Origin of the sequence: Rossellomorea sp. YZS02 (assembly GCF_033963925.1) — a bacterium.
Classification (GTDB): Bacteria; Bacillota; Bacilli; order Bacillales; family Bacillaceae_B; genus Rossellomorea.
Genome location: NZ_JAXBLY010000006.1, coordinates 210,935 through 223,667, shown reverse-complemented (window position 1 = coordinate 223,667; position 12,733 = coordinate 210,935). Strand labels below are relative to the sequence as shown.

Genomic DNA, 12,733 nt, shown 5'->3' with positions numbered 1-12,733 from the left:
TTTCGTCAGTTGATTCTCGCTGCAGGTGCTCGACTCCTGCGGGAAACGCTGGACAGCACGAAAAGCGGAGGCGGCTCGTTCAGCCCCGACAAGCATAAGATGAATGGGCTAAGAAGGCGTTCTTTTGCCTTCTTGGACCATTTAGCTTATGACCTCGAGGGGCTAGCCGCCGTAGCTGGACAGGTGAGACCCCGCAGGGCGCCGAGGAGGCTCACCGCCAGCCCCGCGGAAAGCGAGCACCTGGAGAGGAAATCAACAGCCACTCGCTACGTCCAAAAGCAACAATGTGTACGAAAACAGCCTAAAATAAAAAAAGTTGGCCCTCATACGGAGCCAACTTTTTTTTTACGTTATGCAAATGGATGAAGACCTAACGGTAAACGTAGTCCCAAATATAAAACAACGACTAAAGCGATGACCATCACGATCCAGAGTACATTTGTGTTCTTACCTTTATTCATGCGGACCAGAATCATTTCAAACATTCCGATCAATAAGATTCCCACCAAACCTTTGATACCGTAAAGGGCAGGATCGATGCCTTGATGCTTCCAGAATAATAGTGCGCCCGTTAAAATGATGAGCAGATAGAATAATCGTAAGATCATATGTACAACTTTCATGCCTTTTTTCTTCCCTGCATTATGTAAGCCGACCGCTACAAAGAAAAGAATGATGGCAATGACCCACGTTGTAATATGGGCATGTGTATTATCAAACATATTGAACCTCCTACAGGTAGATAGTTTACGCTCATAATATTACCACAGTCTGTACAACAACAGAAATTTTAACTAGGCCTGTAACGGATTTGTCAAAATTCCAAGGGATGCGATTTCAATTTCCACTAGATCTCCCTTATTTAAAAAACGTGGAGGCATAAAGCCTTTCCCGACGCCTGATGGTGTACCTGTCGCAATTATGTCCCCAGGTTCCAGTGTCATCCCTTTGGATAAGGTAGAAATAATGGTTGGAATGGAGAAAATCATTTCTCCAGTATTGGAAGACTGTCGGATTTCACCATTGACCTTTGTCTCTATGGATAAGTTATGAGGATCTCCCACTTCATCCTTAGTCACAAGGTAAGGTCCCATCGGGCATGTCGTATCGAGACTTTTCCCGATGAAGAACTGGCCATGTTTTTTCTGAAGATCACGGGCAGTAATATCATTAAGGATGGAATAACCAAACACATACTTCATTGCATCTTCAGGAGAGATTCCCCTCCCCTTCTTCCCTATAATTACGGCCAGTTCTCCTTCATAATCCAGCTCTTCTGTTATATCATCGTGATGAAGTACCGTTTCCCCGTGACCGATGACCGTATTGGTTGCTTTCGTGAACATCATGATGTCCTTTGGGATATCTTGTTCACCACCCATTTCGATGGCATGATCACGATAGTTTTTTCCGACACACATAATATTCCTCTTCGCTTTCGGAATCGGGGAAAGCCATTTCACTTCATCATGCGCAAAAGAGCGAAGAGTTCCTGCATGCTCCTTAAGGACAGCTGTCACATCCTTGAGAAAATCTTCCCCGTCTTCTATACCCTTCAGTAAATCCCTTGGTAAATCATGGACCCCGGCCAAATCAAGGAGCCTGCCATCCATCTCCACCCCAAATGTTTCTTTATCCTCCACTTTAAAACTTACGAATTTCATATTTCATATCCCCTCTCTACCGTTTTACATCTTTCCTTTTTCCCCCACATTGCGTCTACCATAACTTAATACACGCCACAGCTTCTCAACAGGACCGTATTGGAACTTGGACAACCAAATTTCTGACAGTATCACCTGTATGACATATATGCCTACTGCGAGCATCGTCCCCGTCGTTAACGTCACTTCCCCATATAGACCAAATCCATAAGAATAGAAGATCAATGTACCGATGATCGATTGCATCAAATAATTTGTGAGGGACATCTTCCCAACTGAAGAGAGCGGCTTGCTCCATTTCATGATTTTTTGATTCAACAATAATAATGAAAGGATTATTGCATAAGATACTGATAAGAACGGACCTCCCAAAAAGTCTTGTATGTATGAATAAGCAAAGTTGGACTCTATGAGAAGCGGCAGTGACTTAATGGCGACTCCCAAGAGTAATGTACTTCCACCCGTTACCATCCACATCTTCTTATAGGTCGATACCTTTTCCAATAGTCGCAGTTTACTTGCACCTGCCCCGATCATCATCATGGGGAGGATTGATAATAATAAGAATAAAAGGTTATCAGGCGAATTCACTATATACCAGTCTTCGAAACGTTGTCCCATGATACTGCTGAAGCTGCCTGAAGCATAGGCGGCAACTGAATCCTGGAGAGCGGAGATGTTTGTATATTGCGTCACCCCAGTCGGATCGGCAAAGGTCATCAATACTAGTAATATACTGAAAAAAGTTTGTGGCAACAGAAATAAGATACCTCCCAGCCACATCAATCCTTTACCGGATAGCCTCATGAATACAAGTAGCACGAGACCAAACATAGCGTAATTAATCAGGATATCCCCAGACCATATCAGGAAGGCATGGATACATCCGATTCCCAATAATACAAGAAGTCTTCTGATTCCAAAGCTGTAGAAGGACGTTCCTTTATCCATAGCCCTTTGTTGCTGGATCCCTAATCCATATCCGAACATCATGGCGAATAACGGATAAAAGCTTGCTTGAACCAAGACATCAATCCATGGATATAATGTGACATCTTCAGGTGTCTTCCACCACGTATACGGATCCAGATACAGAAATGGGGAATGAAAGGAAATCATGTTAATGATAAAGATGCCAAGCAATGAGAATCCCCTAATCACATCAAGGCTTACGATACGTTCTGTTTGTTCAATTGGTGACATGGTGTTCATTCATTTTCCTCCGATAAATTAATCTTGATCTCATTTTAACCCGAAAAAGGAAATTAGGCGATTATCACCTATTCATGTTCTTAACATAGAATAACAATAATTAACTTTGTCTTAAAGGTGTGAGTCACAATGCCCGCAATCGTAGGAATTGCTCAAGTCGTCAATGTTGGTTCCAGCGCCGTTTTCCATATTGGGGATGTATTTAACATCAGTCCGATTTCAACAGCTAAAACCTTTGCTGGGGCAGGTTCATTCATAACGGGTAAAGGAATTTCCGTATACAATGAAAGCTCACTGACCTATACCATTGATGATGATGGCATGGATCAGGGAATAAACTTTAATCTATGAGTGTGATGCAGAATGACCAATTATTACGTGCAACAATCCATCCAGATTCAATTTATCAAGATTGGCGGCATGTCAAACTCCTCCATCCTTCAAATTGGAACATGCGGTCAAATTTCAACAAATGACTTTCTATATAATACCGGGGGGTATACAGAGCCTGCTCCTGAAGCGGAGAAAAATGGTGGAACCAAACCACCTTCCGTTACTCCTCTGGTCCCCCTTCAATCACCAGGCTAAAATAAATGATCGCGACAAAAGAAAGAGGTGGCAGAATGAATAATTACTATATGACCCCACAACAACTCTATCAGTATATCGAAATGTTGAACTCGAAAATTGTCGCGTTGGAAAACAAAGTGAATGACCTGTCACAGGAATTAACCAGCCTCAGGGATACACCGACTATCAACGTAGAAAAGATCGAATATAAATTTGATCAGCTGAAAGTGGAATCCCTGGACGGGACGCTGAATATCGGGCTAAATCCAAACAGTTTGAAGGAAACGATCGAAGACCTCGCCGTTCAGCCCAATGTAGATGTTAAATCCATTAAAGATTTGGAACCATATAAAGAACGAATTTCCTCAGCGATAAGAGCCTATATCGATTCAGAACTACCGGGCCTCATCCAGGATAACGAAATTCAGTTCCAGAGATCCCTCGACCCATCTTATTATGAAATGATTCAACAGGATTTGTTGAATCAAATGCCACAAAGAATCGAATTTTATTTACAAAACATACCCTTTATTGAATCGAAACAACAGGAAGGGGAGTGGGAGAAAAAGATCATCAACAAAATCAAGAAAGACATTGAAACCGCCCTTTTCTCCTTTATGTCGCAAATCCCAGATCATATGGAAGGAATGAATAATAATGAACCTCCAGGTCATCAATCGTGAATTAACCGTCGGAAATATTGATATCGCAGGAGTGGCCAGCTCCTCTCTCGTTTTGGTCGGGGATGCCGATATCATCCAGCTTGCCTCTGCATTCGATACGCCGCCTGAATCCCTGATCATCGGTCCATTCGTCCCGCTGACCCCTAAAGGATGAACCATGCTTAAACGATATTCGATTGTTAATGAACTTGAGGGGATCACACTGGCCTTCTCCTCTGTTTACCAAATTGGAGATTCACAAAATATTTATGCACAATCCAAGGCATTTGCCGTACAAAGAGAAAAGGAACTCTTTTACACAAGTGAAGGTAGTTTTGATTCGGATGTATTCCTAAACCCAATTGAACTCCCCCCTATCAATCCTGAGATTGGGGTGTCAAGACTCAATCTTTGCCCGATTAAAGTCAATACGATGTATATTCGTGCAACCTCCGCTGCTTCCATCATACACATAGGGAATACATCAAATGTATATATGGAAGCAAGGGTGAAAAACATTCGCCAGCTAGAAAATAAAGAAGGAGAGGAACCGTCTGAAACGATTGAAACGATTGAATCACCTGATTGATCTCTTTCTTTGATGTATGAACGTTACTACAACACTCACATAGCCTATAATATAGACATATAGAAAAGAGGATGTTGAATATGCCCGCATTAGTAGGTCCAGTCGCGATTCTTAACGTCGGGGGCGGAAATGTCCAGTTTGGGGATACGGCCATCATTTCTCCTAAATCTGCTTCCAAGACTTTCGGTGGTGCCGGCGGCTTCAATACCGGTCCATTTCAATTAAGTTACAATGTATTCAGTGTAAGTACCACTTTTGATTGTAATGTTATTGACCAACCGATAACAGGAAATAACTAAAAAACAAAAAGCCTTAGAATAGGCTTTTTGTTTTTTTCATTATCGCTTTTTTCTGCGCTCATGGCTTTTCTTTGTTTTGATCAATTTGGTGGGCGGCTGCTTACGTATCCATTTGATGAATGCATAAATTTTTATATCGTTCCTTAAATCTTCAATTGTGTTTAACCTTGCACCCAGCTCATCATTTGTGTACAGGGAGTGTATCTGCTTATGACAAGGAATGCAAAGCTGCGCCGTGGGAAGGAATGTGCCCCCCACCTCCTTGGGTGTGAGGTGATGAACCGTGGTTTCCACATTCCCGCGAGCACATAATTCACATGTTCCGATCGTTTTTTTACCCATCTTCCACCCTCCCTCAGGTAAGTAATTAGTTTAGCTATTCCCTGCCTGGTCTTAAAAAAACACCTCGAAGAAAAGCTTCGAGGTGTTTTTTATTTATAATTCCAACACATGTCCTCCATCGAAGAAGTATAGGTACTTTTGTGATACCGGTTCTTTCCAGATGGATTCTAACGCACGGGTATATAATTCAATCTGTACTTTGTACCTCTCGAGCAGGACAGGCTTCGCTTCAGGAAAACCTCCTTCATAGCGATCATGAATGCCGTCTGTTTTGTAATCCAACAGGACGATTCCTGATTCATCCCGGAATACACAGTCGATGACCCCTTGAACGAGGATTGTTTCTTCAGGGGCTTCATCACCTGTTTCTGAGATTTCACTTAGAGGGACGCTCATGCTGAACGGAATTTCCCGTTGGATGTTCCGTGCGCCTGCCAGCCGCTTTCCGAGTTCACTTTTGAAGAACCCTACAATATTATCGACTGAGATTGCCAGTTTCTGCTCTTCCGTCAGAATTTCTTTACGGACAAGGTTTAATAATAGATCTTCAACCTTTTCCTGTGTCGGCACCCCATCTTCAAATGAAATATGTTGCATGACAGTATGCATGGCCGTCCCCTTTTCAGCAGGAGACAATTCTTTCGACTGCATGAATTGTGGACGGTTATATACAGGCTTGTGGTGGCGTCTCAGGATATCGATGCTTGACGCTTCGTCTCTTATTTCAACCATCCTCTTGAGTTCTGATACGGATTGCTTCGAACGGAGATTTGTAGCACGAAGATGTGGATATTTCCACGATAAGCGCTTCAATACCTCATCTTTGTGGAGAGACTCTATTCCCACTTTCCTTCCTTCCTTCACCTGCTCTTTCCAATTGTCCTCTTCACTCGGTGACTCCCCGGCCTCTTCGACCAATTCAGACTTATGAACAGCCGTGACCTGGAAGCAGGAAGGATGTTTAAGAATCTCCTCATTGATGCCGCTTCCCTCCGGCACTACTCCCCCAAGCTCTTTGCAATGAGGATGACGCATGAGGGACGGACCTATCCAGTCAAGATAGGAATTTGCACCCGCCCTGTCATAATCAGACAGCAACCACTCATTCTGGTTTAAAGCCCCACGCCATTTCTTGAGTGATTTCTCCAGGCTTTTCACCGTACCCACCAGGAACAATTTCTCCTTGGCACGGGTCAATGCCACATAAAGCACCCTCATTTCCTCGGAGATCGCCTCCATCCGCTTCTTACGCTTGAATGCCAATTGCGGGAGGGAAGGGTAACTGATTCGTTTGTCTGGATCGGTGTACTTCACAGCTAATCCAAGATCTTTATCTAATAGGTATGCTGCATTCAAGTCCATGAGGTTAAATTGCTTAGACGTACCTGCAACAAACACAACCGGAAACTCAAGACCCTTACTTGAGTGGATGGTCATTAAACGAACCACATCTTCTTGTTCGCTCAGCGCTCTCGCCACCCCCAGGTCATCCCCGCGTTCCCTCATCCTGTCGATGAATCGCAGGAATCGGAATAATCCCCTGAAGGATGTTTCTTCATATTGGCGGGCACGATCGTACAATGCCCTGAGATTAGCCTGTCTTTGCTTCCCTCCGGCCATCCCACCTACATAATCATAGAAACGGGTATCTCGGTACAATTGCCATATCAATTCTGTCACAGATCCCTGACGCGCTTTCGTCCGCCAATTCTCAAGATGATACAGAAACACTTTCACCTTCTCAAATGTTTCTTCATCCCTGGGATTATCCGGCTTCTTACCAGCAAATTTTTTCATGGCCTCGTAATACGTCCCTGCACGTGAATGAACCCGGACACTTGCCAGACCCTGCTCATCCAGTCCCACAATCGGAGACCTTAGAACCGAAGCAAGGGGAATATCCTGATACGGATTATCGATCACTTTCAACAATGATAGCATGATGGCAATTTCAGTCGCTTCAAAATATCCAGTGGATAAATTTGCATAAATCGGTATGCCCTGCCGTTTGAATTCCTCCATGATTTCCGCAGCCCAAGGCATGGAGCGAAGGAGAATGACAACATCACGGTACTGGATCGGACGTTCTGTTTTCGTCTTGGCATCATAGATCGGTGTCCGTCCCTCGATCATTTGTTTCACCTTATTTGCCATATAACGGGCTTCAAGGACAGACTTTTCTATTTCCCCTTCATCAAAGATGGACAGTTCCTCTTCTCCGGCATCTTGAGCAGGCTCTTCGGTTTCCTGATCGATGATCGCCACTTCAATGGGAAATTCCTTTTCTTCAGGATAGGGAGCACCCTTAACAAGCTCCGCTTCCCGGTTATATTCCATCTCGCCGACAGATGTGCCCATGATTTGTTTGAATAAGAAGTTCGTCCCTTCCAATACTTCTTTCCGGCTCCTGAAGTTTTGGGATAGGTCGATTTTCAATCCTGCTTCCCCGCTGACCGGAAGGAATCGGGTGTACTTTCCTAGGAACAGATTGGGTTCAGCCAGTCGGAAGCGGTAGATGGATTGCTTCACATCCCCTACCATAAATCGGTTCCCGACCGCTTCACGTTCTTCTGTAATGAGTAGAAGGATGGATTCCTGAACCATGTTCGTATCCTGATATTCGTCCACCAGTACTTCCTTGAACTTATTTTTATATTCCAAGGCAGCTTCTGAAGGTACTAAAGCATGATAGGAATGGTCTCTCAATATGTCGAGACAGAAATGCTCCAGATCGGCAAAGTCAACAAGTCCCTTTTCTTCTTTCACTTGTCTGAACCGTTTCCCGAATTCGATCACCACTACTGCGAGGGTGTGGATCACATCCTTCATCTTCTTCATATCCTCAAGGAATGACCCGGGTCTTCTCGAGAAGAAGTCCTCCTGAAGCTTTTCCAATGTTTTCTTACCCTGATCACGGAGTTTCTTGGCTTCATCCACTATTTCTTTCATGTACTCATCCCCCCGACAAGCTTTTAGCTTTGTGAAGGGTAAGGTTTGAATCGCTTCATATAAAGCATTCCAGGAAATAGACAAACGTTCCTCCAGGCTCTCGACGATTTCGATATCACTTAAGAAATTCTCAGCTCTCGGGGCTGGCCCCCCTGGTACACGGGTGAGGTCCAATGCGCGCTGAAACAGGCTTTTCGCCCCATGAAGCTGTAATTGGATATCTGTCAGCAAAGGTTGAATGAAGGGGAGCTCGTCTATCTCCCCGCCTTCTTCCAGCTCATACATCCCCTCCAACCCCAATAGCCATTCATCGGGATTCGGATGGGATCTGGAAAAATCGTACAGTTTCCTGATCATATCTTGCAATGCCCCGTCACTTCGATCATTTGTAAACGTATCAACGAGCTTAAAGAAGTCATGGTTATCTTCTTTTCCATACTCCTCCTCAAATAGATCGTCAAGGACCTCGTCCCGAAGCAGGTCTCCTTCTGTTTCGTCCGCAATCCTGAACCCTGGATCGATATCAATGAGGTAGTAATATTTACGGATCACCTCAAGGCAGAATGAATGCAACGTAGAAATGGATGCCCGGTTCAATAGGCTCAGCTGCTTTCTTAAATGATGCGAATGGGGATCCTCATCGATCGCCTTTTCCAACGCCTGTCCGATCCGGTGTCTCATTTCCGCGGCAGAAGCATTGGTAAAGGTAACAACCAATAATTCATCCACGTCCATCCGGTCTTCTTCTGAAAGAATCTTCTGTATGATCCTCTCGACCAATACAGCGGTCTTCCCCGATCCCGCGGCTGCAGCGACCAGGATATCCTGCCCCTTCGCCCAAATGGCCTTCCACTGGTCGTCGGTCCATGTTACATCAATTGGCTTGGCTGGAATACCATTACTCATTGGACTCTACCTCCTCTCTCACTTTCCGTAATAAATCTTCCGGTTTCGCTGTAGGCAGCACTCTGTATTCGTTTTCCTCCAACGATTGATCAAATTGACAGACGGAACGGAATGAACAGAACTGACACGGAGTCCGGTCCTTCAGTTTATAAGGAGAAATGTCCGTCTCCCCTGATATGATCCGGTTTCCTGAAGCTTCATAAAGCCTTCTGACATGCTTTCGCATATAGTGAAAGTCTTCCTGGCTGGCCGCTTTTGACCGGGATGACAATGATCCATCTTTTTTGATACCGGCTGAGATCATATCCGAATTCCCCGTTTCCAGCGACTGATCCATCAACCTGACGATATCTGTATCCCCGAGGACCAGACCCTTCATTTTGAAACTCTTGAAAATTTCCTTTTCGATTTGGTCCATCGTCAGGATCTTCTTACTATTGATCATCGGATTGTGAACATGGAAGTAAAGGACGCCCGCAGGCTTTGCTTCACCCCCTACGAATTGTTTCGAATTCGTTATCACAATATCCAAATACGTGAGCATTTGAAGGGCCAAACCGTAATACACTTCCGTCATATCGAGGTCCCTTGCACTCGATTTGTAATCGACGATCCGGAGATATACCCCATTGGCATCCTCCGCTTTGTCCACCCGGTCGATCCTTCCCTGAAGTTCCATCTTCGTCCCGTTTCTGAGCTGAAACTCGAACGGGGGTAGCGTCGCGTGAGGTCCGAATCCAAGCTCCACCCCGACTGGGACAAATCCGCTCGCCTTCGCATGCTCACTAAGGATGAGGCTTGCCCGACCAATGATTTGCTCAAGTTTCTGAGCGATATAATAATGCCTGTTCGAGCTCAGTAGAATCTGGTGCTGAAGCTTCGGTGCCAGCATCAGGACGGCTTCTTTCGCGAGCTTTAAACACTGGGATTTCGAAAGGGATGCCCAAGTCAGACCATGACGCTCCACTTCTTCCGAGATCCATTTTAAAGCTGAATGGAACATTTCACCGATGTCAGGCGCCTCTAACTTGAAGAAATCCCTCTCTCTCAGCTTTAACCCGTGGCTTGCAAAATGAGAAAATGGGCAGCTATGAAATAACTCCATCCGGGAAACACTGGCCAGGATATGGTCACCGTACAAATCTTTGCTTGTATCCTCAGACAGCTGTTGCCCAATATTCTCGTAAAAGAGGCTCGATAATATATGCCCGGAATGCCATTTCCAATCATTGGACGTTGTATAGAAGTTATACACATCCCACCAGAAATCATAAATAGGGTATTCCCGTTTCTTTAATTGCAGCTGGGACGTGAGATGGGATATCGTCACATTCGGATGACAGACGTAATGAAGCTGATCCTCTTCAGGTAATTCCGATGGTTCATTGATGAGAAGCTTAGTTGGTGCACCCGGGAACATTTCATTTATCCTTTTGATAAACGCAGAAGGCAGTAGTGCCTTTCCTTCTTCATTGGCGATCGGATAGCTGATGAAGAGACGTTCACTTGGAGTCGTAAAGGCTTTATATGCCACAAACTCCTCATCCAGGAGCTTCGTCCGGTTACTTGGGGCGATCTTATACCCCCTCCTGATCAATGACTCACGATCCTCATCTGACAGGACTCCGTCTTCATTCATTTTCGCCGGCAGCACCCCGTCATTCACGCCAATGATGAAGGCGGCTTTAATATCACCGAGCCTTGATTTCTCCAGGTCGGCAATAATGACCTGATCAATGGCCGGTGGTACCAAGGAGAATTCCATTGTCTCTATACCTGCATCCAGGATTGATGAAAATTTCTTCATGGTCGTTTCTTCATCACCGAGCATCTCTACATATTGGTCAAGCAGATCCATCACCGCTGACCACGCCTGATCATGTTCTCGTGCTGCAACCAGGTTCCCTTTTTCCTCTGCTTCCATGCGCATCCGTTCGAGCTTTTCAGGTATATCCAACTCTTCCAGATACACATAAAGGGCCTCACAGTATTCCCGACCCGTTGACCGCTTCTTTAAACGTTTTCCTAGACGGATGATCGGTGCGGATATAAATAACCGCAGCTCATTAATCTCGTGTTCGATTTCTCTTTCAGCATCGGTCTGTGGTGCATCCACATGCTCCAGCCCCCGGAAACGACGATATTTCCATCGGTCTTTCTTCGTCCACCGGTCGCCCTTTATCCCGTAAGCCAACACATAGTTTTCGAGCCGATCCATTTTTTCACGCAAATCGGTTGGATTCTTCTGATAAGGAAACAGAAGATCTGTTTTCACTGCCCGGAATACGGGTTCATACCTCCAATTCGTGTTCATGATCTCAAGTGTCGAACGGATAAGTTCAATTAAAGGATGATTCAGCATCGTCCGCTTCTGATCAAGGAAAAAGGGTATCGAATAATCTTGAAATATCGTTTCGACTTTATCACGATAATCCTGGCTGTTTCGTACCAATACAGCGATATCCTTGTAGCGGTATCCTTCTTCCCTGGCAAGCTTCCTGATTTCCCTGGCGACGCCTTCAATTTCAGCCCGGCGGTTGGAAGCTTCCAGGAATTCAATGGTTCCATTTCCTTCTTCAAAAGATTTGGTCGGCCTTTCATCAAAATGACGCTCTAAGTGAAGCAGGGATTTACTTTGGTAGCGAATGGGTTTGGTCATCACCTCTTCTACTATCGATTCTCCTGCCATCCTGCATATATCCTGCAGTGTCTGATACGTTTCATTCGTCATTCGATACAGGCTTAACTCGTTCATCGCCCCCATAGGCTCTTCCGGATCGGTTGTAAGGGCAACCGTCACTTTTTTTGTATGCTGAATGAGCTGATCGATGATGAGATACTCCTGAGGCGTGAAACTGTGGAATCCGTCAATATAGATTTCTGCCTTCTTCAGCAGCTCGGAATTTCTCACATTATCGGAAAGCAATTGAAAATAATCTTCTGAGTCGATGTATTTACCGAAAAGCTTTTCCTCAAATTTCTCATAAATCAGTTCGAGGTCATGAAGTTTGTCCTTCAATACCTTGGATCGTTCACCGTCCCCATCAAATTCTTGCAAGTCTGAAGGAGAAATACAATAACGTTTGAATTCCTTGACAATCGCTTCAACATGATGAATAAACCCCGGCTTTTCAGAAGCCTTGTTGAAAATGTTGAGATGTTCCTTGTTTTCATCTATGATTTTACGGATCATCATATTTAAGCCTACATCCGACAAATGATAACGGCTCATTCCTCCCGTTTCCTGAAGGATCTTCCACGCAAGGCGTGTGAAGCTGAATACTTGTCCACGGATCATACCGTTCAACCCCGGTGTGTTCACAAGCTCGTATTCCGATATAAAGGACATTTGATCCGGTACGATATAGATGATAGGATCCCCATTCGGCGCTTCCAGCAAGCTCCGTTTCATCTCACCCAATACATGATGTGTTTTCCCCGTGCCGGAGCGTCCGAGAATAAAGCGTACAGACATCCTCTCACTCCTTTTCTTATGCTCTATCTATTCTAACCCAGAAGGTTTATGATTTTTTGTATAGG

General features: G+C 44.7%; 12 protein-coding genes. 6 read left to right on the top strand and 6 right to left on the bottom strand.

Annotated elements, in window-relative coordinates:
- Positions 1-350: 350 nt before the first annotated feature.
- From SLH55_RS08445 to SLH55_RS08435, 3 genes are all read right to left on the bottom strand, one after another.
- Complete coding sequence (locus tag SLH55_RS08445; protein WP_219166980.1) at positions 351-722, bottom strand: YisL family protein; 372 nt, start codon at positions 720-722, stop codon at positions 351-353.
- A gap of 72 nt (positions 723-794) precedes the next feature.
- Complete coding sequence (locus SLH55_RS08440; RefSeq protein WP_320323173.1) at positions 795-1,664, bottom strand: fumarylacetoacetate hydrolase family protein; 870 nt, start codon at positions 1,662-1,664, stop codon at positions 795-797.
- A gap of 24 nt (positions 1,665-1,688) precedes the next feature.
- Positions 1,689-2,876, bottom strand: a complete 1,188-nt coding sequence (locus tag SLH55_RS08435; protein WP_320323172.1) for a DUF418 domain-containing protein — start codon at positions 2,874-2,876, stop codon at positions 1,689-1,691.
- A gap of 129 nt (positions 2,877-3,005) precedes the next feature.
- On the opposite strand from SLH55_RS08435, the gene SLH55_RS08430 reads away from it, so the two are divergent.
- From SLH55_RS08430 to SLH55_RS08405, 6 genes are all read left to right on the top strand, one after another.
- Complete coding sequence (locus SLH55_RS08430; RefSeq protein ID WP_219166983.1) at positions 3,006-3,227, top strand: spore germination protein; 222 nt, start codon at positions 3,006-3,008, stop codon at positions 3,225-3,227.
- 12 nt (positions 3,228-3,239) lie between these two features.
- The gene (locus SLH55_RS08425; RefSeq protein WP_320323171.1) at positions 3,240-3,464 is read left to right on the top strand and encodes a spore germination protein GerPB; all 225 of its coding nucleotides are present in this window, start codon (positions 3,240-3,242) and stop codon (positions 3,462-3,464) included.
- A gap of 35 nt (positions 3,465-3,499) precedes the next feature.
- A complete protein-coding gene (gene gerPC, locus SLH55_RS08420) occupies positions 3,500-4,129 on the top strand; it encodes a spore germination protein GerPC (protein ID WP_219166985.1) in 630 nt (209 codons plus the stop codon).
- Entirely contained in the window at positions 4,104-4,283 is a 180-nt protein-coding gene (locus tag SLH55_RS08415) for a spore gernimation protein GerPD (protein ID WP_219166986.1), read from the top strand. Before gerPC ends, SLH55_RS08415 begins: the two co-directional genes overlap by 26 nt.
- A gap of 3 nt (positions 4,284-4,286) precedes the next feature.
- Positions 4,287-4,697 (top strand): spore germination protein GerPE, encoded by a 411-nt coding sequence (locus SLH55_RS08410; RefSeq protein WP_219166987.1) that lies wholly within the window; start codon positions 4,287-4,289, stop codon positions 4,695-4,697.
- 80 nt (positions 4,698-4,777) lie between these two features.
- Positions 4,778-4,996, top strand: a complete 219-nt coding sequence (locus tag SLH55_RS08405) for a spore germination protein (protein WP_219166988.1) — start codon at positions 4,778-4,780, stop codon at positions 4,994-4,996.
- A 39-nt stretch (positions 4,997-5,035) separates the two neighbouring features.
- Here SLH55_RS08405 and SLH55_RS08400 read toward each other — a convergent pair whose 3' ends face one another.
- The 3 genes from SLH55_RS08400 to addB all read right to left on the bottom strand — a co-directional run bounded on the left by SLH55_RS08400 (position 5,036) and on the right by addB (position 12,668).
- Positions 5,036-5,338, bottom strand: coding sequence for an HNH endonuclease (locus SLH55_RS08400; RefSeq protein WP_219166989.1), 303 nt, complete (start codon positions 5,336-5,338; stop codon positions 5,036-5,038).
- 93 nt (positions 5,339-5,431) lie between these two features.
- Entirely contained in the window at positions 5,432-9,193 is a 3,762-nt protein-coding gene (gene addA, locus SLH55_RS08395) for a helicase-exonuclease AddAB subunit AddA (protein WP_320323170.1), read from the bottom strand.
- Positions 9,186-12,668, bottom strand: a complete 3,483-nt coding sequence (gene addB / locus SLH55_RS08390) for a helicase-exonuclease AddAB subunit AddB (RefSeq protein ID WP_320323169.1) — start codon at positions 12,666-12,668, stop codon at positions 9,186-9,188. The genes addA and addB overlap by 8 nt, the downstream gene beginning before the upstream one ends.
- Positions 12,669-12,733: the final 65 nt, after the last annotated feature.

Excerpts from the sequence above, each read along its gene's own strand:
- SLH55_RS08445 (WP_219166980.1), bottom strand. The coding sequence starts at position 722 with ATGTTTGATAATACACATGCCCATATTACAACGTGGGTCATTGCCATC.
- SLH55_RS08440 (WP_320323173.1), bottom strand. The coding sequence starts at position 1,664 with ATGAAATTCGTAAGTTTTAAAGTGGAGGATAAAGAAACATTTGGGGTG.
- SLH55_RS08435 (WP_320323172.1), bottom strand. The coding sequence starts at position 2,876 with ATGAACACCATGTCACCAATTGAACAAACAGAACGTATCGTAAGCCTT.
- SLH55_RS08430 (WP_219166983.1), top strand. The coding sequence starts at position 3,006 with ATGCCCGCAATCGTAGGAATTGCTCAAGTCGTCAATGTTGGTTCCAGC.
- SLH55_RS08425 (WP_320323171.1), top strand. The coding sequence starts at position 3,240 with ATGACCAATTATTACGTGCAACAATCCATCCAGATTCAATTTATCAAG.
- gerPC (WP_219166985.1), top strand. The coding sequence starts at position 3,500 with ATGAATAATTACTATATGACCCCACAACAACTCTATCAGTATATCGAA.
- SLH55_RS08415 (WP_219166986.1), top strand. The coding sequence starts at position 4,104 with ATGAACCTCCAGGTCATCAATCGTGAATTAACCGTCGGAAATATTGAT.
- SLH55_RS08410 (WP_219166987.1), top strand. The coding sequence starts at position 4,287 with ATGCTTAAACGATATTCGATTGTTAATGAACTTGAGGGGATCACACTG.
- SLH55_RS08405 (WP_219166988.1), top strand. The coding sequence starts at position 4,778 with ATGCCCGCATTAGTAGGTCCAGTCGCGATTCTTAACGTCGGGGGCGGA.
- SLH55_RS08400 (WP_219166989.1), bottom strand. The coding sequence starts at position 5,338 with ATGGGTAAAAAAACGATCGGAACATGTGAATTATGTGCTCGCGGGAAT.
- addA (WP_320323170.1), bottom strand. The coding sequence starts at position 9,193 with ATGAGTAATGGTATTCCAGCCAAGCCAATTGATGTAACATGGACCGAC.
- addB (WP_320323169.1), bottom strand. The coding sequence starts at position 12,668 with ATGTCTGTACGCTTTATTCTCGGACGCTCCGGCACGGGGAAAACACAT.